Annotated in this window: 24 protein-coding genes and 2 tRNA genes; 20 read left to right on the top strand and 6 right to left on the bottom strand. The window is 59.8% G+C overall.

Going from position 1 to position 26,584, the window contains the following annotated elements:
* The 10 genes from AAAX77_RS00445 (at position 1) to AAAX77_RS00400 (ending at position 8,157) form a co-directional block, all read left to right on the top strand.
* Complete coding sequence (locus tag AAAX77_RS00445; protein ID WP_006233986.1) at positions 1-534, top strand: shikimate kinase; 534 nt, start codon at positions 1-3, stop codon at positions 532-534.
* The gene (locus AAAX77_RS00440) at positions 531-1,640 is read left to right on the top strand and encodes a hypothetical protein (RefSeq protein WP_349104204.1); all 1,110 of its coding nucleotides are present in this window, start codon (positions 531-533) and stop codon (positions 1,638-1,640) included. The genes AAAX77_RS00445 and AAAX77_RS00440 overlap by 4 nt, the downstream gene beginning before the upstream one ends.
* 132 nt (positions 1,641-1,772) lie before the next feature.
* Positions 1,773-2,903: a Xaa-Pro peptidase family protein gene (locus tag AAAX77_RS00435; protein ID WP_349104203.1), complete on the top strand. Its 1,131-nt coding sequence runs from the start codon at positions 1,773-1,775 to the stop codon at positions 2,901-2,903.
* Between the two features lie 159 nt (positions 2,904-3,062).
* The gene (gene efp, locus AAAX77_RS00430) at positions 3,063-3,626 is read left to right on the top strand and encodes an elongation factor P (RefSeq protein ID WP_117806186.1); all 564 of its coding nucleotides are present in this window, start codon (positions 3,063-3,065) and stop codon (positions 3,624-3,626) included.
* A gap of 24 nt (positions 3,627-3,650) precedes the next feature.
* Positions 3,651-4,013 (top strand): Asp23/Gls24 family envelope stress response protein, encoded by a 363-nt coding sequence (locus AAAX77_RS00425; protein WP_006233982.1) that lies wholly within the window; start codon positions 3,651-3,653, stop codon positions 4,011-4,013.
* Between the two features lie 3 nt (positions 4,014-4,016).
* Positions 4,017-4,601 (top strand): transcription antitermination factor NusB, encoded by a 585-nt coding sequence (gene nusB, locus AAAX77_RS00420; RefSeq protein WP_349104202.1) that lies wholly within the window; start codon positions 4,017-4,019, stop codon positions 4,599-4,601.
* 2 nt (positions 4,602-4,603) lie between these two features.
* The gene (locus AAAX77_RS00415) at positions 4,604-4,843 is read left to right on the top strand and encodes an exodeoxyribonuclease VII small subunit (protein ID WP_006233978.1); all 240 of its coding nucleotides are present in this window, start codon (positions 4,604-4,606) and stop codon (positions 4,841-4,843) included.
* Positions 4,844-4,878: 35 nt separating this feature from the next.
* Positions 4,879-5,682: a TlyA family RNA methyltransferase gene (locus AAAX77_RS00410; RefSeq protein ID WP_349104280.1), complete on the top strand. Its 804-nt coding sequence runs from the start codon at positions 4,879-4,881 to the stop codon at positions 5,680-5,682.
* Positions 5,679-6,539, top strand: a complete 861-nt coding sequence (locus tag AAAX77_RS00405; protein WP_035138200.1) for an NAD(+)/NADH kinase — start codon at positions 5,679-5,681, stop codon at positions 6,537-6,539. The genes AAAX77_RS00410 and AAAX77_RS00405 overlap by 4 nt, the downstream gene beginning before the upstream one ends.
* Positions 6,529-8,157, top strand: coding sequence for a DNA repair protein RecN (locus tag AAAX77_RS00400; RefSeq protein ID WP_349104201.1), 1,629 nt, complete (start codon positions 6,529-6,531; stop codon positions 8,155-8,157). The genes AAAX77_RS00405 and AAAX77_RS00400 overlap by 11 nt, the downstream gene beginning before the upstream one ends.
* Positions 8,158-8,378: 221 nt before the next feature.
* On the opposite strand, the gene AAAX77_RS00395 is transcribed toward AAAX77_RS00400, so the two are convergent.
* Positions 8,379-9,236, bottom strand: coding sequence for a MurR/RpiR family transcriptional regulator (locus tag AAAX77_RS00395; RefSeq protein WP_226790721.1), 858 nt, complete (start codon positions 9,234-9,236; stop codon positions 8,379-8,381).
* Between the two features lie 272 nt (positions 9,237-9,508).
* Here AAAX77_RS00395 and AAAX77_RS00390 point away from each other — a divergent pair, with 272 nt between their 5' ends.
* From AAAX77_RS00390 to AAAX77_RS00345, 10 genes are all read left to right on the top strand, one after another.
* The gene (locus AAAX77_RS00390) at positions 9,509-11,512 is read left to right on the top strand and encodes a fructose-specific PTS transporter subunit EIIC (RefSeq protein WP_349104200.1); all 2,004 of its coding nucleotides are present in this window, start codon (positions 9,509-9,511) and stop codon (positions 11,510-11,512) included.
* Positions 11,513-12,060: 548 nt separating this feature from the next.
* Entirely contained in the window at positions 12,061-12,324 is a 264-nt protein-coding gene (locus tag AAAX77_RS00385; protein WP_022094575.1) for an HPr family phosphocarrier protein, read from the top strand.
* A 133-nt stretch (positions 12,325-12,457) separates the two neighbouring features.
* Positions 12,458-14,161 (top strand): phosphoenolpyruvate--protein phosphotransferase, encoded by a 1,704-nt coding sequence (ptsP, locus tag AAAX77_RS00380; protein ID WP_349104199.1) that lies wholly within the window; start codon positions 12,458-12,460, stop codon positions 14,159-14,161.
* A gap of 74 nt (positions 14,162-14,235) precedes the next feature.
* Positions 14,236-15,168: a 1-phosphofructokinase family hexose kinase gene (locus AAAX77_RS00375; protein WP_006233969.1), complete on the top strand. Its 933-nt coding sequence runs from the start codon at positions 14,236-14,238 to the stop codon at positions 15,166-15,168.
* Positions 15,169-15,357: 189 nt separating this feature from the next.
* Entirely contained in the window at positions 15,358-16,290 is a 933-nt protein-coding gene (locus AAAX77_RS00370; protein WP_349104198.1) for a 1-phosphofructokinase, read from the top strand.
* 195 nt (positions 16,291-16,485) lie between these two features.
* On the top strand, positions 16,486-17,880 hold the full coding sequence (locus AAAX77_RS00365; protein ID WP_349104197.1) for an HD domain-containing protein: 1,395 nt from the start codon (positions 16,486-16,488) through the stop codon (positions 17,878-17,880).
* Between the two features lie 127 nt (positions 17,881-18,007).
* A tRNA-Glu gene (locus AAAX77_RS00360) sits at positions 18,008-18,084 on the top strand.
* Positions 18,085-18,106: 22 nt separating this feature from the next.
* Positions 18,107-18,183, top strand: a tRNA-Glu gene (locus AAAX77_RS00355).
* A gap of 150 nt (positions 18,184-18,333) precedes the next feature.
* Positions 18,334-19,641 carry a lysylphosphatidylglycerol synthase transmembrane domain-containing protein gene (locus AAAX77_RS00350; protein ID WP_349104196.1) on the top strand — a complete coding sequence of 436 codons (1,308 nt, stop codon included), beginning with the start codon at positions 18,334-18,336 and terminating at the stop codon, positions 19,639-19,641.
* Between the two features lie 116 nt (positions 19,642-19,757).
* Entirely contained in the window at positions 19,758-20,369 is a 612-nt protein-coding gene (locus tag AAAX77_RS00345; protein WP_346964658.1) for a TetR/AcrR family transcriptional regulator, read from the top strand.
* 188 nt (positions 20,370-20,557) lie between these two features.
* On the opposite strand, the gene AAAX77_RS00340 is transcribed toward AAAX77_RS00345, so the two are convergent.
* The 5 genes from AAAX77_RS00340 to AAAX77_RS00320 form a co-directional block, all read right to left on the bottom strand.
* The gene (locus AAAX77_RS00340; protein WP_349104195.1) at positions 20,558-21,991 is read right to left on the bottom strand and encodes a radical SAM protein; all 1,434 of its coding nucleotides are present in this window, start codon (positions 21,989-21,991) and stop codon (positions 20,558-20,560) included.
* Between the two features lie 188 nt (positions 21,992-22,179).
* On the bottom strand, positions 22,180-23,394 hold the full coding sequence (locus AAAX77_RS00335; protein WP_349104194.1) for an ABC transporter ATP-binding protein: 1,215 nt from the start codon (positions 23,392-23,394) through the stop codon (positions 22,180-22,182).
* Entirely contained in the window at positions 23,395-24,417 is a 1,023-nt protein-coding gene (locus AAAX77_RS00330; protein WP_349104192.1) for an iron ABC transporter permease, read from the bottom strand.
* A 22-nt stretch (positions 24,418-24,439) separates the two neighbouring features.
* Positions 24,440-26,011 carry an ABC transporter substrate-binding protein gene (locus AAAX77_RS00325; protein ID WP_349104190.1) on the bottom strand — a complete coding sequence of 524 codons (1,572 nt, stop codon included), beginning with the start codon at positions 26,009-26,011 and terminating at the stop codon, positions 24,440-24,442.
* 4 nt (positions 26,012-26,015) lie between these two features.
* Entirely contained in the window at positions 26,016-26,549 is a 534-nt protein-coding gene (locus tag AAAX77_RS00320) for a hypothetical protein (protein WP_349104188.1), read from the bottom strand.
* Positions 26,550-26,584 lie beyond the last annotated feature (35 nt).

Genomic DNA, 26,584 nt, shown 5'->3' with positions numbered 1-26,584 from the left:
ATGTCCCAGCACACCAAACACGGCTGCGACCATATCTTCTTTATCGGCTTTTTGGGCGCGGGCAAATCGACGCTCGCGCGCAACGTCGGCACCATGTTCAAGCGGCGTTTTATCGATACCGATCGCCTGGTAGTTCGCCGTTGCGGCAAGTCGGTAACCGAGATTTTTGAGACCGAGGGCGAGGATCGTTTTCGCGAGCTCGAGACCTCGGCGCTCCGTTCGCTCCAAAGCGAGCGCAGCCTGTTGGTTTCGTGCGGGGGCGGTATCGTCGAAACGCCGGTGAATATTGAACTGATGCACGAAATGGGTACGTGCGTTTACCTTGAGGGCGACTTTGAGGATTCGATTCGCCAGATTCGTCGGTCCGACACGCGCCCCGATTTTCGCTCTCCCGAGCATGCCGCGCGCCTGTTTGAGCATCGACGTCCGCTGTATCGCCAGGCCGCCGACCTTACCCTTGATATTCGCAACAAGTCCTTCGAGGACGTTTCCTACCTTTGTGCCGAGATGCTTTTGGAGCGTGGGCTGCTATGATTCGCCGTCAACTGATCAATTTCCAAAACCGCAGCGTCGATGTCCGTGTCGGATTGAGCGCGTTCGATGAGCTGCCGCGCATGTTTGCCTCGGCCGTTGGCAAGCCTAAGCGCGCGATGGTCGTTTGGAACACTGACACGTCAGAGCGTTTTGGTGAGGTCGTCGAGCATGCGCTGGTCGACGCCGGTTTTGCCGTGTCGCTGCTAGTCCTTGAGGTTTCGCCTGCTGGTGCCACGTTGGCCGATGCCGATGCGATCTTTGGCGCCCTGTCTGCCAACGGCATTACCTGCGACGATCTCGTTGTCGCTGTCGGCGACACAGCAACCTGCTCGGTTGTTAGCTGGTGCGCCAACCAGTGGTGTGGCCGAACCGAGTGCGCCTTGCTGCCGACGACGTTCGACGCCATGCTCACGGTCGCGACGACCATGAAGCCGCTCGTCGCCTCGTCGGCCAATGCGCTTTCCGCCATCGCGTTCCGTCCCGAACCGGGCTTGGTCGTGTGTGACCTCGACCTTGTTCGCGAGGCGGACCCCGAGGACCTCAAGCTCGGCTATGTGGTACTTGTTGGCACCATGCTTTCGAGCAGTAAGTCACGCTGGAATCAGTTTACTGAGACCGTCCCCGAGATTCTCGCGGGCGAGGAGGTCGCGCTCGTCAATGCCGTTCAATGGTCTCAGACTGCCCGTAAGGACGTACTGATGGCCACGAACCCGAGCGCTCGCCATGCGCTCGATTTTGGCAAGACGGGGGAGCGTACCCTGCGCGCTTGCTTGGGCGATGCCGCTTCGCAGGTCCCTGCCTACCAGCTGTTGTCCGAGGGCATGCGCTTTGAGGCGCGCCTAGCACATGATGCCTGCGACTTCGATATCGATTACGTCTTTGAGGTCGATGACTGCCTGGAGGACTTTGGTATCGAGGAACTTGCCTTCGATCTGGAGCCTGCCGCATATATCGAGGAGTTCCGTAGGCAGCAGTTCGCGCGCTCAAACCGCAGCATGCTGCCGCTGCCCGCGGCACTCGGCGCCATTCGCCTAACGAGCGTCGAGGACGAGGTTCTTGAGCGCCATGTTCACGCCTACTTGGCTTCTCGCAAAGAACTTCTCTAAGATTTATTGACATCCATCGTCTTTCGTATCATGTTGAGGGGCGGGTTTTCAATCGGTTGCGGATTGCATGCGATTCCTTCGTTCGGTTGAGACCCGTCCCGTCTATATAGAGACAACAAGAAAGGAATCTGCATGTCTGAGTTTGCTGCCGGTCCTGCCGGTCGTATCGAGCGTGTCCGTGCCCTTATGGCCGAGCGTGGCTACGACGCCATCGTGGTGCGCGACGAGGCCAACCTTCGTTGGCTTACGGGCGTTAAGGGCGTCTTCGACTACACCTTCGAGTTCCCGCACGCGGCGTTTATTACGGCTGACCAGTGCCTGTTCCATACCGACTCGCGCTACCTCAACAGCTTTGAGGAGAACACGCCCGCCGGCAGCCCCTGGGTCTACGACATGGACGAGGGTGCCATCCCCGGTTGGGTCGCCGGCAAGATCGCAGCCAACAAGTGCCGCGTCTGCGCTGTCGAGGACGATATGCAGATCAACTTCTACCAGGGCATTCAGCGTGGTCTGGAGGATCGTTCCGTCGCCTGCATGTTGCCGCTGATGCATGACGACATCCGCAAGATGCGCGCCATCAAGGACGCCGAGGAGATCGAGCTCATGCGCCATGCGCAGTCGATCACAGATGCCGCCTTCCAGCACATGCTCGGCTTCATTAAGCCCGGTATGACCGAGAAGCAGGTTCGCAACGAGCTCGAGAACTTTATGTTCGCCAACGGCGCCGACAGCCTGGCCTTCGGCTCCATCGTGGCGAGCGGTCCCAACACCGCCAACCCGCATGCCGTGCCGAGCGACCGTGTGATCGAGAAGGGCGATTTCGTCCTCATGGATTACGGCGCGGGCTACTGCGATTACCGCTCCGACATGACGCGCACTGTCGTGATGGGCGAGCCCACGCAGGAGCAGCTCGACCTGTACGCACTCGTGCGTCGCACGCACGAGGAGTGCGTCGCCGCCATCCATCCGGGCGTCGAGGGCAACGACATTTTCAAGCTTTCCAAGAAGATCATCGGCGATGCCGGTTATGGCGATTACTACAACCATGGCCTGGGCCACGGCGTTGGTATCGACATCCACGAGCTGCCCAACTTCAACCGCAGCAAGAACACCATCGAGGTCGGCTCGGTTATCACCATGGAGCCCGGCGTGTATCTGCCCGGTGTGGGTGGCGTGCGTCTGGAGGACTACGGCGTGGTCACCGAGAACGGCTACGAGCCCTTCACCAAGACCCCGCACGACCTGCACGTCATCGATTGCTAGCCCATTTCGATAGATTTTTGGGGCGGGGCGTCCGGAGCAATTCGGGCGCCCCGCGTTCTCTTTTTATGCGCTCGCTGCAGGCGCCGTCTGCAAGTGTATAATTTCGGTCGTATGTAATTTGGACGCTTGTGCGTTCTGCCCATAACAAGAAAGGTCGCTATGCCTACCATTTCTACCGCCGACTTCAAGAACGGCCTCGGTCTCCGCATTAAGGACAAGGTCTACACCATCGTCGAGTTCCAGCATGTCAAGCCGGGCAAGGGCGGCGCGTTTGTGCGCTACAAGACCCGCGACATCAAGAGCGGGCGTGTCGTCGAGAACACCTGTAACGCCGGCACCAAGTTCGAGAGCGTCATGCTCACCACCCGTGAGTTCCAGTATCTCTACAACGATGGCGCCGACTACATCTTCATGGACAACGAGACCTATGAGCAGGTTCCCGTTCCCGAGGACATGGTGGGCGAGAACTCCAAGTGGCTGCGCGAGAACGACATTTGCCAGCTGCTCTTCGCCGACGATGAGCTCATGGGCGTGACTCCGCCGATGTTCATCGAGACCACCATCGTCCAGACCGACCCGGGCTTTAAGGGCGACACCGTCCAGGGTTCCACCAAGCCGGCCACGATCGACACCGGCGCTGTCATCCAGGTCCCCATGTACCTCAACGAGGGCGAGGTCATCAAGGTTGACACCCGCGACGGCAAGTTCGTCTCCCGCGTCTAGCAACCAACTCTTCTAGGAGGACTCATGCCCCAGGAAATCAAGATTGACGGCATCGGCATTTCGCCCGATGTTCTGACCGCCATCGTCTCGCGCGCCGTGTCGGATGTCGAGGGCATCGCCTCCGTTGGCGTCAAGGACCTTGCCACCAACCTTGTCTCCATGATGCTTTCGTCCAAGGCCCCGGCTTCCGAGCCGGCGGTCGAGGCCGAGGTCGTTGGCGACAAGCTCGCACTCACCGTGCGTGTCGTGGTGTTCTTTGGCTATCCGTTCAAGAAACTCGCCGAGGCCGTTCGCGCCGCCGTGGTCGCCGCCATCGATGCTCAGGTGGGCGTCGAGGTCGAGCGCGTTGACGTTTGCATCGACGGTCTCGTTTTCCCCAAGGAGTAACCTTTGAGCCTTAAGGTTTATCGCGGGCGTACGCTTGCCCGCAGTCAGGCGCTGCAGCTGCTGTTCCAGGCCGAGGCCACGGACAGCCCGCTCGAGCGCGTCCTCGAGGGTGATTTCCTGATCTCGAAGGGTCCCCTCGATCCCTATGCGCTGGAGCTTTGCCGCGGTGCCTACGAGCATATCGATCGTATCGACTGCGCTCTGCGCGCCGTCGCCAAGAACTGGGATCTTATGCGCATGCCCGGCGCCGACCGCAACCTGCTGCGTATCGCCGTTTACGAGATGCGTTTCCTCACCGACGAGGAGGTCTCGGACGCCATCGTGATCAACGAGGCTGTCGAGCTTGCCAAGGCCTATGGCACCGACCAGTCCGCTTCGTTCGTCAACGGCGTGCTGGGCAAGATCGCTCGCAGCGAGGAGTTGCCAGGCGAGGACCTGTACCAAGAGCTGCTGGCCGAAGATCGCGCTCGCGAGGAGGCACAGGCTGCCGAGGCTGCCGCCAAGGTTGCGGTTGCTCAGGCTGAGGCTGGCGTGCTGGTCGAGGATGCGGACGCCGCCGAGGCTGTTGTCGACTCCGTCGAGGAGTAGCTATGCCAGAGGGTTCCGTCCGCAACTTCGACGAGATCTCGGACCGCTTGGACCAGATCATCGCTACCGTTCGCTCCAAGGATACCTCCTTGGAGCGTTCGCTCGATTTGTTTGACGAAGCGATTGAGCTGGGCTCCCGCGCGGTCGATATGGTCGACAAGTTTGAGCTGACGCCGCGTGAGGCCGACAAGCTCGAGCAGGAATATGATGAGGATGCGGCAAACGAATCCCAGGATAGCTAGGCTGCATCTCCGGATACGAATGGTTGATGGCATTCATGAAACGCGTGCGTCTTGATGACGAACTGATTTCACAGGGCATCTGCGCCGATCGCGCGGATGCCCTTCGCACTCTTATGGCCGGCTTGGTCTCGAGTGGCGGTGAGCGCTTGACTTCGCCGGGTCTTAAGGTGATGCCGGGGCTGCCGCTACACGTGAAGGGGCGCATTCCCTATGTTGGCCGCGGCGGTCTTAAGCTCGAAGGCGCGCTTGATGCGTTTGGCATCAATCCGACGGGCCTTGCCTGTTTGGATGTGGGCTGCTCTACCGGGGGTTTTACCGATTGCCTGCTCAAGCGCGGAGCTGCGACCGTTGTCTCGGTGGACGTGGGTCGCGCCCAGTTCGATTGGTCGTTGCGTCAGGACGATCGCGTGACGCTGCATGAGCGCACAAACGTGACGCAGCTGCCTGAGCTTGGCTATGCCGGCGCCATCGACCTGGCTGTGTGTGATGTCTCGTTTACCAGCATCGCGAACATTATCGATGCGGTACTGGCGTGCCTGGCTCCTACGGGTGAATTCTGCACGCTCGTAAAGCCGCAGTTTGAGGCTCCGGCGGCGCTGGTGGGCGAGGGCGGCATTGTGACCGATCCCACCGTGCGCCGCGATACACTCGTTGCGGCGGTTGAGCTCTTTGCTGCCAAGGGGCTGTTCCCGGTCGATGTGTGCGTGTCACCCATTCATGGTGCCAAGGGCAACGTTGAGTTTTTCCTGTACGGCATGAGGTGTGCCCCCGGCGGACGTACCGACGATGAACTGCAATCCCAGGTATCGGTTTTGAGCGAGAAAGCTGCAACGCTATGAAGGTCTTTCTGGTTCCCAATTACTACAAGCAAGAGGCGGTCGAGAGCGGCCTGATGCTCGAGCTTTGGCTGACGCGCCAGGGCTATGAGGTCGCATGGGCTGCCGACCAGCGATCGAAGATTCAAAGCACGCCTGATATTGACGGCTCCGATCTGGTCATTACGCTCGGCGGTGACGGTACGTTGCTGCGCGCTGCCCGCATCCTCAACCATCGCGAGATTCCTATCCTCGGTCTTTCCTATGGTCACCTGGGCTTTTTAACTGCTGCGAGCCCCGAGGAGCGCGACATTCTGCAGGTCGTGAGCGACGCCCTTTCCGGCGAGCTGCACGTGAGCCGTCGCGCCACCATCGCCGCGGATATCGTGTCCGTGCGCGAAGACGGTACGAAGGATGTCGTGCGCACCTTCGCCCTCAACGACATGGCGCTTACGCGCGGCCCCCTGTCCGATATGGTCGAGTTTGACATCACGGTGTCGGGCCACCATATCGATCGACTGCGTGGCGACGGCGTGGTCGTGTCCACGGCGACTGGTTCTACGGGTTACGCGCTCAGTGCCGGTGGCCCCATCGTGAGCCCCGACTATACGGGCATGGTCTGCGTACCCATTGCGCCGCACACCATTCAGGCCCGTGCCTTCTTGACTTCGCCGAGTGATGTCGTCGAAATCTTTATGTCCGATGATCGCCCGAGCGTGCCGGCGATCGCCATCGATGGACAGTTTATTACCTGCGATGGCACGGTCGAGAGCGTGGCTGTGCGTCGCGGTCCCGGTGATGTGCTGCTGCTGGATTACGGCCCCGAGAGCTTCTATAACTCGGTGAGCCGTGTGTTCTACGGAGTGCGTCATGATCGATGAGCTGCAGGTTTCTAACATTGCACTCATTCGCGAGGCGACGTTGGTGCCGAGTGCCGGCCTGACTGTCCTGACCGGCGAGACCGGTGCCGGCAAGACCGCGCTGCTCTCGGCCCTCAAGCTTATTTTGGGCGAGCGCGCGGATTCGTCGACGGTGCGCGAGGGCGAGGCGCTCGCGAGCGTCGAGGCACGACTCTTCGACGGGCCGCACGACACGGAGGGGTTTACCGTGCAGCGCAGCCTTTCTGTCGAGGGCCGCAGCCGCGTGAAGATTGACGGCCGCATCGCCAGTGTGCGCGAGCTTTCGGAGCGCGTCGGCGTGATGATGGATCTGTGCGGCCAGCACGAGCACCAGCGCTTACTCGATCCGGTGCATCACGTTGCGATGGTCGATGCGTGGGCGGGACGCTCTGCGCTCGAGGCGCTTGATGCGTACCGCGCCTGCTTTAAGGCATCGCGCGCTGCCGCCAAGGAGGTTCGACGTGTTGAAGAGGCCTCGCGTGCGCAGGGGAGCCGCGTCGAGGAGGCGCGCTTTGCCCTCGAGCGCATCGGCGAGGTCGACCCCAAACCGGGCGAGTATGAGGAACTCGAGGAACTGCTGCCGCGCTCCGAACATGCCGAGGTACTGGTTGCCACAGCTAACGATGCCCATGCATCGCTTGCCTCCGAAGGGGGAGCGCTCGACGCCGTGAACAGCGCCGTGGCAGAACTTTCCCGCATGGCTACCGTCGATCGCAAACTCGGCGACATTGCCGATGCGCTTTCGGATGCCTGTATCTCCCTTGAGGATTGCGCGAACGAGCTTCGTTCCTATCGCGATGGCGTCGCCTTCGACCCGCGCGAGCTCGCTCGCATGCGTGAGCGGTATTCCGACCTCAAGGGTCTGTTGCGTCAGTGGGGTCCCACTATGGACGATGTTTTTGCCATGCGCGATCGCTCGCAAGAACTGCTGTCCCTGGTCGATGATGGCGATGAGCAGATCAAAAAGGCGCGTGAGGCACTCGGGAGCGCCGAGCGCGAGTTGTTTGCCGCTGCCAAGGCACTTAAGCGTGCTCGCAATACGGCGGCCCCGCGCTTCTGCCACGAGGTCGGCCGCCAGATGGCTCGCTTGGAGATGGGTAGTGCCGAGCTCGTCTGGGAGTCGCGCGATCTTCCCCGTGCTGAGTGGACGCCCGTTGGTCCTTCGAGCTACGAGCTGCTATACCGCAGCGGTGCCGGCTTGACGCCACGTCCCCTGCGCCGCATTGCGTCGGGCGGCGAGCTCAGCCGCGTCATGCTGGCAAGTAAGGTTGTCCTCGGTAACGCGGACGGTGTCGATACGCTGGTGTTTGACGAGGTCGATGCTGGTGTCGGTGGCTCCACGGCGCGTGCACTCGCGGGCGTGCTGGCAGATCTCGCCTCTACGCATCAGGTGATTGTCGTAACCCACTTGGCGCAGGTCGCCGTCATGGCCGACAAGCATTATGTTGTCAGCAAGGAACCAGGCGATGTTCCCCAGACGCATTTGGACGAGGTAACCGGCGAAGCGCGTACCGCCGAGATCGCCCGCATGTTGAGCGGCGATCAGTCCGAGGCAAGCCTGGCGCACGCCAAACAGATGCTTGCGGAGGCGCGTGCCTAGGCCGAGCCGCCACATGTATGTCCAATCCGGCCGCCACGAAACGGGTCCATCTACTACGTTTGGCAGGGCATCGGCAACCACGCCAAGAATTGCAAAAAGAAAACCGCAGGTAGAACGCCTGCGGTTTTCTCTATTTTGGGTGTATGGTTGGCTCTTGAGGTTAAAACGTAGTAGATGGGCGGATTTCGTGGCGAGGGGCGTCTATCGGCTCCCCAATTTACCTACTCAACGACCTTATCCGGCTGGATGAGCTCCTCGTAGTAGCTGATATGCTCACGCGCGTCTTCAATCTCGGGCAGCAGGAAGTTGTAGATGACTTCGATGATCATCGTGGCACTGATCTTGGAGAACGCAAAGTCGCCTGTCGTCAGCAGCGCTTCGTGGTTGACGGTATTAAAAGTGTAGTCTGCCAGGCGCGCGAGTGGGGATTTGCTGTCACTGCTGATGACGACTACGGTTGCGCCGCAGTTGCGAGCCGCTTTTGCCATGCGATTCAATCGGCGCGATTTGCCGGAGTTTGAGATAAGCACGATGACGTCACCCGGGCGTAACGTGAGCGCAAAGCCGATTGATGTCTCGCTAATGGTACTCGCCATGCAGCGCAGGCCCAGCTGCGAAAACTTAAACGTCGCATCGAGCGCGACCGCGTTCGTATTGCCCACAGCTGCAAACTCAATAACCCCTGCATGCTTAAGGGCATGCACAACAGCCGCCAGCGTATCGTGGTCGATCCCGTCGATAGTCGCATTAAGCTCGCTCACCTTGGCAGCCAGGATGTTCTTGAGGCTCTGCTCCATATTGTCGAGCGAGACCTCGTCGGTCAGGCCCTCGTTGCGCTGGCTTTCCAAATCCCTCGCCAACGAAAACTGAAAGCTGCGAAAGCTGCCAAACCCAAGCTTGCGGCAGAAGCGCGAAACGGTCGCCTCGGACGTGGCAGCGGCGCGTGAGAGCTGAGCCGCCGTGAGGCGTGGAGCCTCGGACTGGTGCTCCAATATATAGTCGACAATGCGCTGCTCGGACTCGCTGTATCCCTGATGGGTGCTAATGAGGGAAAGTGCGCTCTTGCTACTATCGGTCATGGATGGCTCCTGGTTGGCATGAAAATCTAGCTTGATTTGCAATGCCATAGTATACGGGCATTTTCAATTACAAGATACACCTTGCCGTTTCAAGTGTTGATGGTAAACTTTCACCTACCGTTTACGGTTATGAAAGAACCTTTCACCGGAGATTTGCACCTTAGCTCTTCTCACGCGGACGGTAGGTTGGTATCTTTCAGTTGTGGAAAAACGCGCATCGAAGCGCGTGTAGGGGAGCGCCCGCGGGCGCTGTACTCAAGAAGGAGGGACACATGGCTAAGTTTGACATCATCGCCGCCACCGGTTGCCCGACCGGCATTGCGCACACCTTCATGGCGAAGGAGGCGCTGGAGAAGGCAGCTGCCGAGCGCGGTCTGACCATTAAGGTCGAGACTCATGGCCAGGTCGGTGTCGAGAACGAGCTCACCAAGAGTGAGATCGCTGGCGCCAAGGCCGTCGTCGTCGCAGCCGATAAGGATGTCCAGGCCGAGCGTTTCGCCGGCAAGCCCATGGTTTCCGTTGGTGTTTCCAAGGCCCTGTCCGTTGAGGCCGCCGGTAAGTTGATTGACCGCGCGCTCGCCGCTAAGGGCGACAGCACGGTTGCAGCCGCTGCCGATGTCGAGGACGAGGTTGAGGAGAAGGAGTCCATCGGCCACATCATCTACAAGCACCTCATGAACGGCGTCAGCCACATGCTGGTCTTCGTCGTTGCTGGTGGTGTTCTGACCGCCGTTTCGTTCCTGTGGGGCATTACGTCCTTCGATTCGACGGCGTCTGACTACAACAGCTTTGCTGCGATGCTCAAGATAATCGGCGGCATCGCCATGAACCTCATGGTTCCGGTGCTTTCCGCCTACATCGCCGAGTCCATCGGCAAGCGCCCGGCGCTCGTCCCCGGCTTTGTTGCCGGTATGATCGCCATCCAGGGCCTGCCTGTTAACGCCGAGACCGGCATGATCGACGCCGGTGGCGCCGGCGTGGGCTTCGGCTTCCTGGGCGGCATCGTCGGCGGCTTCCTCGCCGGTTATGTCATCCTGCTGCTCGAGAAGGTCTTTGCCGGTCTGCCCAAGAACCTGGACGGCCTCAAGGCTATCTTCCTGTACCCGCTGTTCTCGACGGCTATCGTCGGCCTGGTCATGCTCGGCATTTCCGGCCCCATGGCTGCCATCAACACCGCCATGATGGACTTCCTCAAGGGCCTGTCCGCCTCTGGCGCCGTTGTCCTGGGTCTTGCCATCGGCTGCATGTGCGCCTTTGACATGGGCGGCCCGGTCAACAAGGCTGCTTACGTTACCGGGACCGCTATGCTCACCGAGGCACTGGCCGCCGGTGTTGGCACCGATACCTACAACTTCGGCACCAACTTCATGGCTGCCGTTTCCGCCGCCTGCATCGTTCCGCCGCTGATCACCACCTTCGCCGTCGTTGTCGGCAAGAAGTACTTCAGCCAGGAGGATCACGACGCCGGTGTAGTCAACCTCATCCTTGGTTGCACCCACATCACCGAGGGCGCCATTCCGTTCATGACCAAGAACATCTGGCCCGTCATGCCCATCATGATGCTCGGTTCCTCTATCGCTTCGATCCTGACCATTATGTTCAACGTTCACGATCCGGCGCCTCACGGTGGCTTCCTGGTCCTGCCCGTTGTCGAGAACGGTCCGCTGTGGGTCCTCGCGATCCTCATCGGCGCTGTGGTCGGTGGCATCCTGTTCGTGGCCTTCAAGAAGTACGACTTCGAGAAGAACCAGAAGGCCGCTCCTGCAGCCAAGCCCGTTGAGACCCCCAAGGCCGCTGCCGTCGAGGCCCCCAAGGCCGAGGCTGCCGACTTCGTGAAGGTCGAGAATGTCTTTGTCGCCGAGGACTTCGCTTCTCGTGACGAGGCTCTGAGCTTCGTTTCCAACCAGGCTGTCAAGGCCGGTATCGCCAGCGACGCCGACGCCGTGATGAACGCCTTCCTGGCCCGCGAGGCCGAGGGCACCACGGGCATGATGGAGGGCTTCGCCATCCCGCATGCCAAGTCCGACGCTATTACCGAGGCTGCCGTCATCGTCGTCAAGGACGAGTCCGGCGTGACCGGTTGGGACACCATGGACGGCGCTCCCGTCAACGTGGCTATTGCCCTGCTCATCCCCGGTGCCCAGGCCGGCACCACGCACCTCAAGATCCTGTCCAAGGTCGCCGAGGCGCTCATGGATGAGGACTTCCGTGCCACCGTCAAGGGTTCCACCGACGCCGCCGAGATCGCCAAGACGATCAACGCCCGCTTGGTCTAATTCCACGGTACGCGAATAACATCGCCCTCTGTACAAAAGGCGAGGACTCCACCAGGAGCCCCCGCCTTTTTCTATCCCTCCCATAAGTTGCGGTGAAATAGGGACTGTTTAAACGATTCAACCCCAAATTCAGTCCCTATTTCACCGCAACTTATAAAAGGGCATAGAGGGGGCCGCCTATCGAGTCCTTGTCGCGAACAGATCATCAGCCAGAATTCCTTTCAGCCGACATTACTTTGGACCGACTGAGTTTCCGCAGCTTGCTCGCCCACAGGGGCCCGCGCGCGGCCTGTGAGATTTATCGCGAGTTCCGCACGAGCCGAAGAGCACTTAATGTGCTCTTCGTGCGAGCAGGACTGTAGAGCAGGAAATCTCACAGGCCGCGCACGGGCCCCTGTGGGCGAGCAAGCGGACGACAAACACATCTGTCCAATAATTCGTCTGAAACACAATGAAAAACCGTTTGATGTGAGTTAATATAAACAACGTCGTGAATCTGACTCCTGCCACATGCATGACAGGGGTTAAACACAAAAAAGGAGTCAACTATGGTTTCTGAGAAGGCTACCCTCGTTAATCCTCAGGGTCTGCACATGCGTCCGGCTGGTCTGTTCGCCTCCACCATGGGCAAGTACGCCTGTGACGTGACGGTCGTCACCCCCGAGAAGGAGGTCAACGGCAAGTCCCCGATGGCCCTCATGGCTGCTGGTATCCCCTGCGGCACCGAGGTCGAGGTCAAGTGCGACGGCGCTGACGAGGCCGAGGCTCTGGCTGCTGCCATCGAGCTCATCAAGAGCGGTCTTGGCGAGTAGAACTCAAACGGGTCGCATGTTGAACAACTAAGTTCATATTTGGGGGCGCAGTGACCTGTTGTAAGGTAGCTGCGCTCTTTTGTCATGGATATGGCAAAACGCTTTATCACATGACACGGAGAGAGGAATGGGAATGTATCAGGGAGTCAACGCTTCCGAGGGCATCGGTATCGGCACCGTCATGGTTGCCGTCGATCCCGACTTGACGTTTGAGCCGCACGAGGTTGCTGATTCGGCAGCAGAGAAGGAGCGCTATCAGTCCGCTCTTTCGGTCTTCTGCGAGAAGACCCAGGCTCAGGCCGACCACATGAAGGAGACGGTGGGCGAGGCTGAGGCCGAGATCATGAGCGGACACATTGTCCTGGCTCAGGACCCGGGCATGACCGACGCCATCAACGCCGCCATTGACGGCGGTACCTGCGCCGAGCAGGCGCTCATGGACACCTCGACCATGTTCGAGAACATGTTCCTGTCCATGGACGACGAGATGTTCCGTCTGCGTGCGGCCGACATCGCCGACATCCGCACCGGTATTCTTGCCGAGTTGCTGGGCAAGGAGGTCGTCGACCTCTCCGTCCTGCCCGAGAACACCGTCGTTGTCGTGCACGACCTCACGCCGTCCATGACCGCCACGATCGATAAGGCCCACGTTGCCGGTATCGTCACCGAGACCGGTGGCCGCACGTCGCACTCCGCGATCATTGCGCGCGCCCTCGAGATCCCGGCTGTCCTTTCGGTTTCCAACAGCTGCACCGCGCTGCGCAACGGTATGACCGTTGTCGTCGACGGTGGCAAGGGTATCGTCGAGGCCGATCCCGACGAGGAGACGCTCGCCGCCTACGCCACCAAGGCCGAGGCCTTCGCTGCCGAGAAGGCAGCCCTCGAGGCCTTCCGTGGCAAGCCGTCCGTGACTGCCGATGGCATCAAGAAGATCATCGCCTGCAACATCGGTAACCCCGATGACGTGCCCAACGCGCTCGATCACGACGCCGAGGCCATCGGTCTGTTCCGCTCCGAGTTCCTGTTCATGGACTCCGCTGAGCTTCCTTCCGAGGAGGAGCAGTTCAACGCCTACCGTAAGGTCGCCAGCGCGCTCAAGGGTGCTCCGGTCATCATCCGCACGCTCGATGTGGGTGGCGACAAGGAGATTCCGTATCTGCATATGGTCAAGGAAGACAACCCCTTCATGGGCTTCCGCGCCGTGCGTTACTGCCTGGCCAATCCCGACCAGTACAAGGTCCAGCTCCGCGCTCTGCTGCGCGCTAGCGCCTTCGGTGACGTCAAGATCATGATCCCGCTCGTCACCTGCGTCGAGGAGGTCTTGGCTGTCAAGGAGCTCGTCGAGCAGTGCAAGGCCGAGCTGACCGAAGAGGGTCGCAAGTTCAACGAGAACATCGAGGTCGGCATCATGGTTGAGACGCCTGCCGCTTCGCTGCTCGCAGACCGTCTTGCCGAGGTTGCCGACTTCTTCTCCATCGGCACCAACGACCTGATCGGCTACACCATGTGCGCCGACCGTGGCAACGACACCATCTCCAACCTGTACCAGGTTTACTATCCCGCCGTGCTCCGCTCGCTCAAGAACATCATCGAGAGCGGCGTGAAGGCCGGCATCATGGTCGGTATGTGCGGCGAGGCCGCTGCCGATCCGCTGCTCGAGCCGCTGCTGATCAGCTGGGGCCTGGAGGAGTTCTCGATGAGCGCTCCGTCGATCCTGCGCGCCCGCAAGACCATCAGCCAGTGGACCAAGGCCGAGTGCGACGAGCTCGCCGAGAAGGCGCTCGCCTGCAACACCGCCGCCGAGGTCAAGGCACTGCTCGAGTCCGCAGCTCGCTAATTTGGTATCAGAGGTAACCGCGTGGTTGGAATGGGCCGGCCACGCGGCCCTCACATATACAGGGGGTACTGTAAATGTTCTACACGCTAACCGCTAACCCGGCTGTCGACATGACGGTTTCGAGCTCTCCGCTCGAGCCCGACGAGAACGTCCGCACCGGCTCGGCCAGCTACACGGCTAACGGCAAGGGCCTCGACGTGTCCTTCGCCTTTAAGAAGATGGGCGTCGACACCGTCGCGCTCGGCTTCTTCGCCGGCTTCACGGGCAAGTTTATCGTCGAGGAGGTCATGAACCTGGGTTGCCTCTGCCGCCCGGTCTGGACCGACGGTATCACGCGCATTAACACCTACGTCAACGATGGCCAGCACGAGTACGGCATCCTGAACCCGGGTGCTCCTATTACGCCGCAGCACCAGGAGGAGCTCTACAACATCCTGGATACCGCGGGCGATCTTGAGTGCCTGATCGTCTCCGGATCCGTGCCTCCCAAAGCTACGCCCGACTTCCTGGCTCAGGTCATGGAGCACGCTCAGGCTCGTGGCGCCGACGTCGTCCTGGACCTGTCCTCCGACAAGCTCAAGGAGCTCGCTCACAAGAAGCCGCTGCTCATCAAGCCGAACCATCACGAGATGAAGGCCATCTTCGGCGTGCCGGTCGACACCGACGACGAGGTTCGCGTTGCCATGAAGATGGCTCACGACGCTGGCGTTCAGAACGTGCTGCTCACCCGTGGTAGTCGCGGTGACGCTTACTTCTCCAACGGTGAGGACATCTGGTACGCCAAGCGTGAGTTCAACATCAAACTGGTTTCTTCCGTCTGCGCCGGCGACTGCACCCTCGCTGCGTTCCTGCACAAGTGGTACAGGGATCGCGACAACGTCGAGGAGGCCATGAAGCTTGCTATGGCCACCGGCGCCAACGTTGCCGAGTCCGTCGGCATCGGCGACTTCGGTCACGTCGACGAGTACAGCAAGCGCGTTGCCGTTCGCAAGCTCGATCGTCAGTAATCGAAACGCGACATATTCGTGCGTATGCGGCGCCCCGGTTTCGGCCGGGGCGCCTTTTTTGTTCCGTCATGGGGGAGAGGTGTCCTGCCGTGCTTCATCGCTTCCACACCGTTCACCGAGTTGTTGTAGCCTTTTACCGATGCGTGGAATATACTTTCATTAGCACGTTGCTTCGTGAAAGGAACATTCATGATTTACACGCTCACTGCAAATCCCGCCATTGACTACAACATTGCCTGCGACGGTCTTTCCGCCAACACAGTCACGCGTACCCGCAACGCGGTCTACACGCCCAACGGCAAAGGTCTTAACGTCTCGTTCACTCTCGATCACTACGGTGTCGACACCACGATCCTGGGCTTCTTCGCTGGCTTCTCGGGCGAGTTCATCGTCAAGGGCGCCGAGGCCCTGGGCGTGCCCGTCAAGCCCGTGTGGACCGACGGCATCACGCGCGTCAACGTGTTCCTCAATGCCGGCCCCGACACGGAGTACAACATGGTCAACGCCGGTGCCGCCATCAACGAGGTCAACGAGCAGGAGATGTTTGAGCTCATCGATTCGCTCGATGACATGACCTGCCTGGTCATCAGCGGCTCGCTGCCTCCCAACACTTCCGAGGGCTTCCTGGCCGAGGTCCTGCGCCGCGTCAAGGCTAAGGGGGCCGAGTTCGTCCTCGACATCTCGAGCCATCAGCTGGCAGACCTCATTGCCATGGAGCCGCTGCTGATCAAGCCCAATGACGATGAGCTGCTCGATATCTTTGGCATTAAGGTGAGCGGTGGCGACGATGAGTCTGTCAAGGGCGCTATGGCCGAGCTGCACGCCAAGGGCGCCAAGAACGTGCTGCTGACCCTTGGTGGCGATGGCGCGTACTTCTCCAACGGCGAGAATATCTGGTTTGCCAACCGCACCTTTGAGGTCAAACTGCTGTCGACCGTCTGCGCCGGCGATTCCTCGCTCGCTGCCTTCCTGTCCGTGTGGCACGACGCCCCCGAGCGTGTTGATGATGCTTTGCGTCTTTCGATGGCCACCGGCGCCAACGTGGTCGAGTGCCCCGGTCTGGGCGATTTTGCCAAGGTGGACGAATATAAGAAGCACATCGAGGTTCGCCAGGTTTGCTAGCCGCATCGATACATCGTTGCCGAACACCCGCTTTGGATTACCAGGGCGGGTGTTTTTTGCGCGCTGAACGTATGTGGCGTCTGCTGTCTCGTTTTATCGAATTGACGACGCGATTGCGTGTGCGCGCTTTCTCGTTTCTTGTTAGACTTTTTGAGAACCATCGATTAACGCTCACAAGTGCAGGAGGCCATAGGCATGTGCAATGTTTCGCTCAACGGTACGCAACCGTCCGATGCCTCCCTGCGCGTCCTGCGCGCGCTTGAGGCGGCTGGTCTTGAGGCTTGGTACGTAGGCGGTTGGGTGCGCGACGCCCTGATGGGGCGCCCCAGCCACGATGTTGATATGTGCTGTAGCGGCCTGTGGCAGGAGTCCAAAGCGGCGCTCGAGGCCGCTGATATCGCGGTTGTGGAGTCGGGCATTAAATTTGGCGGAATCACGGCTATTTCCGATGGCGAGCGTATCGAGGTCACCACGTACCGCCTGGATGGCTTTTACACCGATGGGCGCCATCCTCAGATTGTGGAGCGTGCCGCCTCGCTCGAGGACGATCTGGCGCGCCGCGACTTTACCGTCAACGCTATGGCCTGGCATCCCGAGCGCGGGCTTGTCGACCGCTACGACGGCCAGGGTGATCTGGAGCGCAAGCTGATTCGCGCTGTCGGTGATCCCAAGCGTCGCTTTAACGAGGACGCCCTGCGCATGCTGCGTGCGGTGCGCTTTGCCTGCCGTCTGGACTTTATGATTGAGCCCGAGACTAAGCGTGCGCTTGCCGAGTGCGCGCCGCTGCTCGATGCCGTGGCGCGCGAGCGTGTGGGTATTGAGCTCGAGGGCATTCTTTCGACCGGTCATGGGGGAGACGCGATGCTTCGCTATCCCGAGCTCATCTGTGCCGCTGTGCCCGAGTTGGCAGCGGGTCGCGGGTTTGATCAGCGAAGTGTCTACCATGCGTTTAACGTCTACGAGCATATCGCCCGTGTGCTGACAGTGGCAGGGGAGCTGGCGCTGTGCGACGGCGTCGCGCCATCGTCGAGCCTTATGTGGGCGGCGTTTTTGCACGATGTCTCCAAGCCCGAGTGCTTTACGGTCGATCACGCCGGCAGCGGACACTTCTACGGTCATCCCGAGCTCGGCGCCAAGAAAGCGCGCGTCACTATGGATCGCCTGGCTCTCTCGCACGACCTGGTGCACGACGTGTGCCTGCTCATCAAATATCACGACAAACCGCTGCGTCCCGAGCGATCCTGCCTGCTCAATATGATGTGTGCGCTTTCTGGCGAGGGCGTCGACACGGCCCGTCTGATTGACGAGCTCATGGACCTTAAGCGTGCTGACACGCTCGGCAAGGCCCCGTCGTGCTTCTATTACGTTGAGACGATTGAGGAAATGCGCGCGATGGCGCACGAGCTGCTGAAGGCAGGGGAGCCCTATACGCTCAAGATGCTCGCCATCAACGGCGGCGACCTGATCCGTGCCGGTGTGAAGCCGGGGCCCGAGCTAGGCCAGCTACTCAACGCCGCTCTCGACGCCGTGATCGATGACAACATCCCCAACGATCGCGAAGCTCTTTTGGTCCATCTCAACTTGAATTAGCTACCCAGTTTACCTGCGTGTTCCATAACCTGCCGACAATTTTTCGGCAATTTGGAATTTCTTCTTGCGCTGACGTTTTTTGTCCCGTAATATATTTCCTCGCAGCACGGCAGTGCAGATGTCATGTGGCCCGTTCGTCTAGCGGTTTAGGACGCCGCCCTCTCAAGGCGGAGATCACCAGTTCGAATCTGGTACGGGCTACCACTTCTTTTCTGCTGAGGCTTATGGCCCGTTCGTCTAGCGGTTTAGGACGCCGCCCTCTCAAGGCGGAGATCACCAGTTCGAATCTGGTACGGGCTACCACGCATTTGATACCCGGGCTTCCCATGGAAGGCCGGGTTTTTTATTTTCAAACAACCGTCTGCAATTCCCGTTTGAACCAGAGCTTTGCGTTCTGTCTATGGTCCTTGCGGGTACAATATCCAAGATATTTTGACTGTTAGAAGGAGTCTCATGACGGAGTCCTCTCAGCATACGTCTAAGCCCCAGGTCGAGGTTGAGGCCTCGGGCGGAGATGACAATAAGAGCGCACGCCGCGGCGCCATCTTCATCGGCGTCGTGCTGGTGGGTTATATCGTCTATCTGGTGGTAACCGGGCAGATGGGGCAGTTCTGGGCCGCAATGTCGAGCGTCCAGGCGCCATGGCTCGTTGTTGCGTGTCTTTGCATGTTCATGTATCTGTTCTTTGGCATTGTGGCCTATGCGATCGCCGTCTGGCTCGACCCATATTCGCCCGTCGGTATCCGCGACCTGATTTCGGTCGAGGCGAGTGGCATCTTCTTTGGCAACCTCACGCCCATGATGATGGGCTCGACTCCCGCCCAGATCTACCGCCTGACTAAAGCGGGCCAAAACGTCGGCGAGGCCGGAGCCACGCAGTTCACGCGCTTTATCGTGTACCAGTTTGGTCTCGTTGCCTGGGGCGCTATCCTACTGCTTGCTCGCATGCCGTTTTTTGCCGAGCGCTATGGCGACATGACGTTGCTGTGCGTCTTTAGCTTTGGTGGGCACTGCTGCATCTTGCTGGGCATCTTCGCCGTCGCGCTGATGCCTAAGACCGTCACGCGCGTCGCCCATTGCATCATCAATTGGCTCGAGCGTATTGGTGTCTCGGCCACTAAGATCGAGGGATGGCGCACGTTTGTCGATGGCGAGATCTACTCCTTCTCCGAGAAGTTCAAGCTTTCGGCCGGACATTTTTCTTCCATGCTGCTCACCGTGTTTATCACCATGCTGCAGCTCGCGTTTTTCTATCTGGTTCCGTATTTCCTGATGCTTGCCTTTGGCCATCACGAGGTCGACTTTTTCTCGGTCATGGCCGCGAGCGCCTTTGTCCAGCTGCTGAGCTCTGCGGTTCCCTTGCCCGGTGGAACTGGTGGCGCTGAGGGCGGCTTTGCATTGTTCTTGGGTCATTTCTTTGGGTCGGCTTCGACCGCCGGCTATCTGCTGTGGCGCCTCATTACGTTTATTGCGCCGACCATTTTGGCTGCGCCCCTGCTGGGACTTAAGAGCGCCCACAACGAGAGCATCCATGCACGCTGGGATCGTGTGATGCGCAAGCTCGGCCGCACGCCTCAGACGCCCTCTGCGCCCACTATGCCGCACCCCACGAATGCTGTTACCGTTGATCCCAAGAAGCGCGCTCAGAAGGCTTCTGGGACCGCTAAGCCGGCTCATAAAGCCTATGTGCGCCAGACAGGCGATGGTATTCGCGTATCTCCGTCGGCACTCAATAAGAAGAAGCATCCCAAGTCGCAGTAGGGCAGTCGTGCGTTCTTCATGATGCGGGGCATATTTGTGCTGTATGGGGGATAATCCTCTTACGTAGATTATCTCTCATCTGTTGATGAATGCTCGCATATCGAAGGGACACGCCCATGGCGACCAGCAAACCGCGTCTTGATCGTCGCATCATTCGCAGCCGTAATGCCATCCTTTCGGCTTTCGAGCGCCTGCTCATGGAAAAGCCGCTGGCAGACATTACGGTGAGTGCCATCGCGCGCGAGGCCAATGTCGACCGCAAGACCTTTTACGTTCACTTTGGTACGGTTGACGGCCTGCTCGATGCCATTGCCGTCGATGTGGTGGAGATGATTGTCGACTCGGTCGAGAAAACACTTGCTTCAATGGACGGCGACACCAACGAGCGCGCTCTTGGCGCGGCGGCGACCTTCTTTAAAACCGTTAACGAGGCACTGTGCAACAACTTGGTGCTCAATCGTCAGCTGATCGAGAACATTCCGCTCGATGATTTTATGGCTCGTCTTCGTGCGCCGCTCGAGCACGAGATTGCCGAGCGCGATCTGCTGCCTCAAGGTCTCAAGGACGAGATGTTCGACTACTATTTGGCGTTTTTGTTATCGGGTATTATCGGTATCTATCGCACGTGGGCGCTGTCTGACGGTTCGGTTCCTATCGAGCGCGTCTCTGAGGTCGCCAACGACCTGACTCTCAACGGTCTGTCGAGTCTGGAATCTCGCTTCGAATAGCATCGATAATTCAACAACTTATAGAAGTTGCGGTGGAATAGGGATTGTTTTGGTTATTGGAAGGCCGTTCTGGTCCCTATTTCACCGCAACTTAGTAAAACTGTTTTGATGGTAAGGCGGAGCAGCCTCGAAGATGAGCCTCGAGACTGCTCCGCTTCATTTCTGAGCGTTTGTCGTGTAGGGCAGCATTAATCGCCGTTTTTGAGTATGCGGCCCTGTTTTTCGAACTTGTGCATGTCGCTATCGGCCATGCCCTGCGACTTGTCCTCGTGACGCTTGGCGTATAACGGATCGTCGGAGTCGTTCCAGATGCGGTCGGCGACAGGTGACCATGCCTCGGCGGCAGCCTGGGTCTTTTCGCGCAGCTGCTCGGGTGACTCCTTCTCGATTAGGTCGGTGCTCATTGCGCCACTCTCGGCGACCAGTTTGGGCAGCACGTCGGGATTCTCGAGCATGGGGCATGGTTTGAGGTGGTTGTCGTTAAACGGCATGTTCTCGTAGTACTTCATAAAGAGGGGAGAGCGCAGCGCGTCGAGTAAGCTCTCATCGTGGATGTTGGCGTTTGAGTAGTGGATGAACACGCACGGCTCCACGTCTCCGGCGGCGTTGATGTGCAGGTAGCGGCGGCCGCCGGCGATACATCCGCCTACAAACTCGCCGTCGTTTTGGAAGTCGAGCGTAAACAGCGGCTTCTTCTTACGCATTTCGCGGATAAAGTGATACATGTGCTCGCGCTGCTCGGGCGTGGGCATGAGCTCGGGGGTTGCATTGCGGCCAACCGGCATAAAGTGGAAGTACCAGCAGAAGAGTGCTCCCTCGCCGATCATCCAGTCCATGTTCTCCTCGGTAGCAACCGTATCGGCATTGGCGCTGGTCCAACAGGTGGAGATACCAAACGGCAAGTCGCGCTCGCGCAGGAGTTTCATGGCGTGCTCGATTTTTGCGTAGGTACCCTCGCCGCGACGGGCGTCGGTGGTGTGCTCATTGCCCTCGGCGCTGATGGCGGGGACAAAATTACCTACGCGAATCATATCGTCGCAGAAGGCCTCGTCGATCAGCGTGGAGTTGGTAAAGCAGAGAAACACGCAGTCCTGATGTTTTTCGCAAATTCTGATCAGGTCGTGCTTGCGGACGAGTGGCTCGCCGCCGGTATAGATGTAGATATGCGTACCGAGCTCTTTGCCCTGCGTAACGATAGAGTCGATGTCTTCGAACGAGAGATTCTGCTTGTAGCCGTACTCGGCGGCCCAGCAGCCCGTGCAATGCAGGTTGCAGGCGCTCGTGGGATCGAGCAGGATGGCCCACGGAACGTTGCACTGGTACTTTTCGCGGTTTTTTTCCTGCTCTGGCCAAGCAAGCAGGTTGGCGTCGACAATGAGGGTCTTAAGCAGTTTGGTTCGCATCTGGGGATTAAGGCTGAACACACGCATGATCAGGTCATACCAATTGCCGCGGCTCTTGATGACATTGGTGAATGCCTCTCGCTGTACAGGAAATACGCGATTGGGGACCAGCTTGTTCACGAGGTCCATGATTTTGTCGATGTTTTCTTGCGGGTTGTCGTCGAGATAATCGATGAGCTTGTTAAGCGCTGCACGCTCTGCTGACTGTGTAAGCGACATGGGTATATCCTTTCACGTGTGCTTATTTTGTGATAATACCCACTTGTAGATTAAACGAAGTCTAAAGATTTGGAATGTGTCTATTCAACGAATCAATTTAATTTGGGGTGAAGCGTTATACGCCGACACCTTCTTAGTTGCGGTGAAATAGTGTCAGATGGGGATGCGGACGATTTCTTGGGCCGCGCCTAGGCGTATCCATTGGAATCCTCCGATGCGCCTTCGCACGCTCGCATGACCTCGATACCATGCGAGCGTGCGAACTCGACGAGCTCTGCGTTGCGGGCGTTTATGGTGCCGAAGGCGGCGGGGCACACGATAAGGCGTGCGCAGTGGACGAGGAGCTCTTTGGCGCGGGCTATGGTTTTATCCCCGATTGGCTCGAAGGCGCGCTCGGCCACGCATTCCGTCGCTAGGTCGCGCGCGAGCTCGCAGTCGATGTCCCCTTCGTGCAGAACGCCCGCGTAGAACGCCTTGCCCTGCCGGATGAGCTGGCGAAACACAGCCGACCCCGTACCTGCGCCAGCGATGACGAACGTGTGCGCATCGCCGTGTGGGCGCCCAATTTCCACGCTGCCGAAGCGCTCGTTGAAGGTGCCATGTTGAAGGCCGTAGAGCTCGCCAATCGTCTCGCGCGTGAATATGTCCTCGGGTGCGCCGGCGCGGAAGACCCGGCCGTCCTTCACGCAAATCACCTTGTCGGCGCTTTTCTGCGCGAGCTCGAGTTCGTGGATGGACATGATGACAGCCACATTCCGCGATTTCGAAAGGTGGCGAAGTATTCGCAGCAGGTCGATCTGGTAGCGGATATCGAGATACGACGTGGGCTCGTCGAGCACGAGCACACGCGGATCCTGCGCGATGGCTCGTGCGAGCATGACGCGCTGGCGTTGCCCGTCGCTTATCTGCATGAAGTCGCGCTCGGCGAGCTCTTCCACATGTGCGGTTTTCATGGCCTCATCGACCCGACTATGGTCGTCGGGCGAGAGTGTGCCCATTCGCCCGGTGTAGGGATGCCTTCCCGCCTCTACGATATCGCGGCAGGTGAGGAGCTCGGTCCGGGGTCGATCTGTCAGCATAACGGCAAGGTTCCTTGCGAACTCCGCCGTCTTCCATCGGGAAATCTCCCGCCCGTCGAGCTCGACCGCGCCGGCAAGCGGTGCCAGATGGCGTGTAATGGTTTTCAAGATGGTCGACTTGCCCGAGCCGTTCGGCCCGATGAGCGCCACGACGTCGCCCGCGCGAACCTCCAGCTCGATGCCTTCGGCTACGACCTTCTTGTCGTAGCCCGCCGACAGGTCGCTTATGCGGAAAAGCGGCGCTCCGTCAGCCTGCGTTTTTACCGGGGTTTCGAGGTTCGACTCCCCTCCGAGCGTTTTGGGCCGCGGCACGAATTCCCCCATCTACCTCACCCGCTTCTTCAACATGAGTGCGATAACCACCGGCGCGCCGAAGATGGCGGTGACGGCGCTGATGGAAAGCTCGACGGGGGAAAACAGCGTGCGCGCGATCAAATCGCAGCCCGCGCAGAAGATGGCGCCTCCCAAGAAGCACGCAGGAATCACTCGGATGGGCTTCGACGACTTCAGCGCCGACTTAACGAGATGCGGAACCGCGATGCCTACGAACGACACCGGACCAGCGAACGCGGTCACGCAGGCGGAGAGCATGCTCGCTAGAAGGACGAGCACCACGCGGAAGCGTGCGACGTTCACGCCGACGCTTTTCGCGTAGGCTTCTCCCAGCTGGAAGGCGGAAAGGGGCTTCGATATCGCGAATACGCATGCGCTCACGGTGATCACCACGACCGCGATGACCGCGACGTCGTCCCAGCTCGAACCCGAGAAGCTACCCAAAGACCAGTTGTGCAAGTTCACGATGGACTGATCGTCGGCGAAGGCGATGAGGAAGTTCGTCGCCGCCGAGCAGATGTATCCCACCATGACGCCCGCCACGATGAGCATGGCCATGGAACTTATGCGCCGTGCGATGAGGAGCACGAAGCCGATGGTGATAAGCGAGCCCAGAAACGCTGCGGCCACCATGGCCGGCGAGGACATGGCCTGGTTCGCGCCCAGAAGTACGATCATCGTAAGCGCGACGACAAACTTTGCGCCCGAGGAGACGCCCAAGATGAACGGGTCGGCGATGGGATTGTTGAAAAACGTCTGCAGCAGGAACCCGGAGAGGGAAAGCGCCCCGCCGAGAAGCACGGCTGAAAGCACACGCGGCAGGCGAATCTCCCAGATGACTTGGCTTTCCATGGAATTGGCCGCGCCGCCCGAAAGGATGCCGGGGATGTGGTCTGCGGGCACGAGCACACTCCCGACGCACAGGTTGGCCCCGACGAGCACGATGAGGACAACAGCGAGCAGCGCCGTCGCGACGCGACACCGCGCGGCGCGCCCCGATTCGTCGTATGTCATGGAAAGCCGGCTTTTCATGACGCTAGCCAAGCTTCCTCAGATAATGGAAGTCGCTCGCGTCATCGCCAGCGAACGCCCCGTGCAGCTCGTCGATAATGTCGGCGGTAGAAGTCATCTGCTGGTACATGTCGGCGCATGTGACCCAGACGTTGCCGTTCTTCACGGCTTTGAACTGCGACAATAGCGCGTTTTTGCTTACGAAGTCGTTCAAGGTGGCAACCGATTCGTCGATGGTGCCGTTGTAGACGATGATGTCGGCATCCTTCGCCGTCGCATAGAAGCGCTCCATTTCGAGCGTTACTGACGAACCTGACGTCGACGCCGTCTGCGCGTCATCGGGCGCGTAGTTGCCACCTGCAAGCTCGATCATCTGCGCCACGTAGTCGCCCGCCCGCCGCGTGACGGCGGCCCCGTTCGAGTTTATGTAGAAATACGCCACGGTTTTACCTGACGACGCGAGCCTCGACGTTTGCTCGACGCGGGCCTTCTGCTCGTTGAACAGGTGCGCGGCCTCGTCTTCCTTGTCGAACAGGACGCCGAAAAGCTTAATCCACTCGACGCGCCCGAGTGCTTCGGGCTCGCTCGACGACTGTTCGGTGAGGACGACGAGCCCGAGCTTCTGCAGCTTTTCCTTCACATCGGGCGTGTGGTTGATCATGGTGTTCTCGATGGCGAGCGTGCAGCCCGAGGCCGATATTCGCTCGTAGTCGGGCGCGCTGTACTTGCCGCCGTAGGCGATCGCCCCACTTTCGAGCGCGCTTTTGAAGCCCCCGACCGAGCAATCGTCGGCCTTCGTGCCCGACATGAGGATATTGTCGTTCGCATCGAGCGCGTCGACCAGGCACATCGTCGCCGACGACACGAGGTACACCTTGTCGGCGGGGCGCCTTATGACCGCGATGTCGGAGCTCAACCCATCAGGTACCTTTGCATTTTGCGGCACCACGAGGAAGCGCTCTCCGTTCGAAATGCAGATAAGCCGCAGGCCGCCTTCGTACTCGTCGACAGTGAAGTGCTCGGCGTATTCAAGCTGAAGCGTCCCCGTCGGCTTCCAGCCGCAGCCCAAATCGGCGTTGTGGTAGTCGGCCGCGGCGTTTGAAGCCGTTCCCGCAGGGGAGCCGCCGCTTGCTTCGTCGCCCGATTTCTCCTTCATGGTGGATGAATCGAAGTGGAGCGTGTAGTCGATGGTGTGCGGCGTCGACATGGCGACGGTCTCGGCCGACACGGCGATGTCCTCGTCGAGCGTGACGGGTATCTCGAACGTGGAGTTGCCGCCGTCGTTTACGGGCGCGTAGTCCACGCCGTTGACGGTCATTTTGTCGTAGTTCGAACTCGACCAGGTGATGGTCGCGGTGTAGGTGTCGGCATCCTTCACAATTGTGGTGGGTGAGGCGATGCTTGCGCGCCCTGACCCGCCGGAGAGCGAGACGCTCACAGTGTATTCCTGAGAGCCTGCCGTGCCACCGGTCGCGTTCGGGCTCGCACTGCACCCCGCGAAGGGAAGCGCGAGTAGGGCGACGAGAACGCAGGCGATCGCGCGCACCGCGATGCTGCGACGCTTCCTGCTTTCCCCCTTGGGAAGAATCGACCGCATGGCGTTACTTCAGCGCGTCGGCGCGCAGATCGACGCCGGCGGATTCGAACACGAGCGTGCGGTCGTACCACTGCTCTTTTCTAATACTCCACGCGGCGCAGGCGGTGTCCTCGTCGAGCGCATCAACGGGCACGTCGTAGGTGTACTTGCCTTCCGCGTTTTCCACATAGGGGATGAAGTCGGCCTCGCTCGCGGTGGCAGCCTCGTCGCCCGTTCCCATGAAGAGCTTGCCGTAGCCCGTGCCGGAAAGCGTCATCACGCAGTGCATGGAGCCGTTTTCCACGACGAGCTGGGCGTCCACAATCCTGAACATGCTCGAGCTGGAATCTACGGTGATCGGATAGGTGCCGTCGGCCACCTTGTCGGCGGTGATGGGGGCAGCGCTTGCGCCCTCGGGCGCATCGGCCGCCTGTTCGGTCTTTTCCTGGGAATCGGCATCGCTTGCCTTTGCGCTGTCGATTGAATTTCCGCCGCAGCCGGCGAGCGAGAACGCGAAAAGCGCCGCTGACAGGGCGAAGGCGAGGGTTTTCTTCAACATGGAGGGGGTTCCTTTCAATCGCTTCGACCGCCCGC

This window comes from Collinsella sp. CLA-ER-H6, assembly GCF_040092305.1.
In the GTDB taxonomy this organism is placed as follows: domain Bacteria; phylum Actinomycetota; class Coriobacteriia; order Coriobacteriales; family Coriobacteriaceae; genus Collinsella.
This window is presented reverse-complemented; position numbering and strand designations above follow the sequence as displayed.

Bases quoted from the DNA above. Each gene is read 5' to 3' on its own strand.
- AAAX77_RS00445 (WP_006233986.1), top strand. From the start codon at position 1: ATGTCCCAGCACACCAAACACGGCTGCGACCATATCTTCTTTATCGGC.
- AAAX77_RS00440 (WP_349104204.1), top strand. From the start codon at position 531: ATGATTCGCCGTCAACTGATCAATTTCCAAAACCGCAGCGTCGATGTC.
- AAAX77_RS00435 (WP_349104203.1), top strand. From the start codon at position 1,773: ATGTCTGAGTTTGCTGCCGGTCCTGCCGGTCGTATCGAGCGTGTCCGT.
- efp (WP_117806186.1), top strand. From the start codon at position 3,063: ATGCCTACCATTTCTACCGCCGACTTCAAGAACGGCCTCGGTCTCCGC.
- AAAX77_RS00425 (WP_006233982.1), top strand. From the start codon at position 3,651: ATGCCCCAGGAAATCAAGATTGACGGCATCGGCATTTCGCCCGATGTT.
- AAAX77_RS00415 (WP_006233978.1), top strand. From the start codon at position 4,604: ATGCCAGAGGGTTCCGTCCGCAACTTCGACGAGATCTCGGACCGCTTG.
- AAAX77_RS00410 (WP_349104280.1), top strand. From the start codon at position 4,879: ATGAAACGCGTGCGTCTTGATGACGAACTGATTTCACAGGGCATCTGC.
- AAAX77_RS00405 (WP_035138200.1), top strand. From the start codon at position 5,679: ATGAAGGTCTTTCTGGTTCCCAATTACTACAAGCAAGAGGCGGTCGAG.
- AAAX77_RS00400 (WP_349104201.1), top strand. From the start codon at position 6,529: ATGATCGATGAGCTGCAGGTTTCTAACATTGCACTCATTCGCGAGGCG.
- AAAX77_RS00395 (WP_226790721.1), bottom strand. From the start codon at position 9,236: ATGACCGATAGTAGCAAGAGCGCACTTTCCCTCATTAGCACCCATCAG.
- AAAX77_RS00390 (WP_349104200.1), top strand. From the start codon at position 9,509: ATGGCTAAGTTTGACATCATCGCCGCCACCGGTTGCCCGACCGGCATT.
- AAAX77_RS00385 (WP_022094575.1), top strand. From the start codon at position 12,061: ATGGTTTCTGAGAAGGCTACCCTCGTTAATCCTCAGGGTCTGCACATG.
- ptsP (WP_349104199.1), top strand. From the start codon at position 12,458: ATGTATCAGGGAGTCAACGCTTCCGAGGGCATCGGTATCGGCACCGTC.
- AAAX77_RS00375 (WP_006233969.1), top strand. From the start codon at position 14,236: ATGTTCTACACGCTAACCGCTAACCCGGCTGTCGACATGACGGTTTCG.
- AAAX77_RS00370 (WP_349104198.1), top strand. From the start codon at position 15,358: ATGATTTACACGCTCACTGCAAATCCCGCCATTGACTACAACATTGCC.
- AAAX77_RS00365 (WP_349104197.1), top strand. From the start codon at position 16,486: ATGTGCAATGTTTCGCTCAACGGTACGCAACCGTCCGATGCCTCCCTG.
- AAAX77_RS00350 (WP_349104196.1), top strand. From the start codon at position 18,334: ATGACGGAGTCCTCTCAGCATACGTCTAAGCCCCAGGTCGAGGTTGAG.
- AAAX77_RS00345 (WP_346964658.1), top strand. From the start codon at position 19,758: ATGGCGACCAGCAAACCGCGTCTTGATCGTCGCATCATTCGCAGCCGT.
- AAAX77_RS00340 (WP_349104195.1), bottom strand. From the start codon at position 21,991: ATGTCGCTTACACAGTCAGCAGAGCGTGCAGCGCTTAACAAGCTCATC.
- AAAX77_RS00335 (WP_349104194.1), bottom strand. From the start codon at position 23,394: ATGGGGGAATTCGTGCCGCGGCCCAAAACGCTCGGAGGGGAGTCGAAC.
- AAAX77_RS00330 (WP_349104192.1), bottom strand. From the start codon at position 24,417: ATGACATACGACGAATCGGGGCGCGCCGCGCGGTGTCGCGTCGCGACG.
- AAAX77_RS00325 (WP_349104190.1), bottom strand. From the start codon at position 26,011: ATGCGGTCGATTCTTCCCAAGGGGGAAAGCAGGAAGCGTCGCAGCATC.
- AAAX77_RS00320 (WP_349104188.1), bottom strand. From the start codon at position 26,549: ATGTTGAAGAAAACCCTCGCCTTCGCCCTGTCAGCGGCGCTTTTCGCG.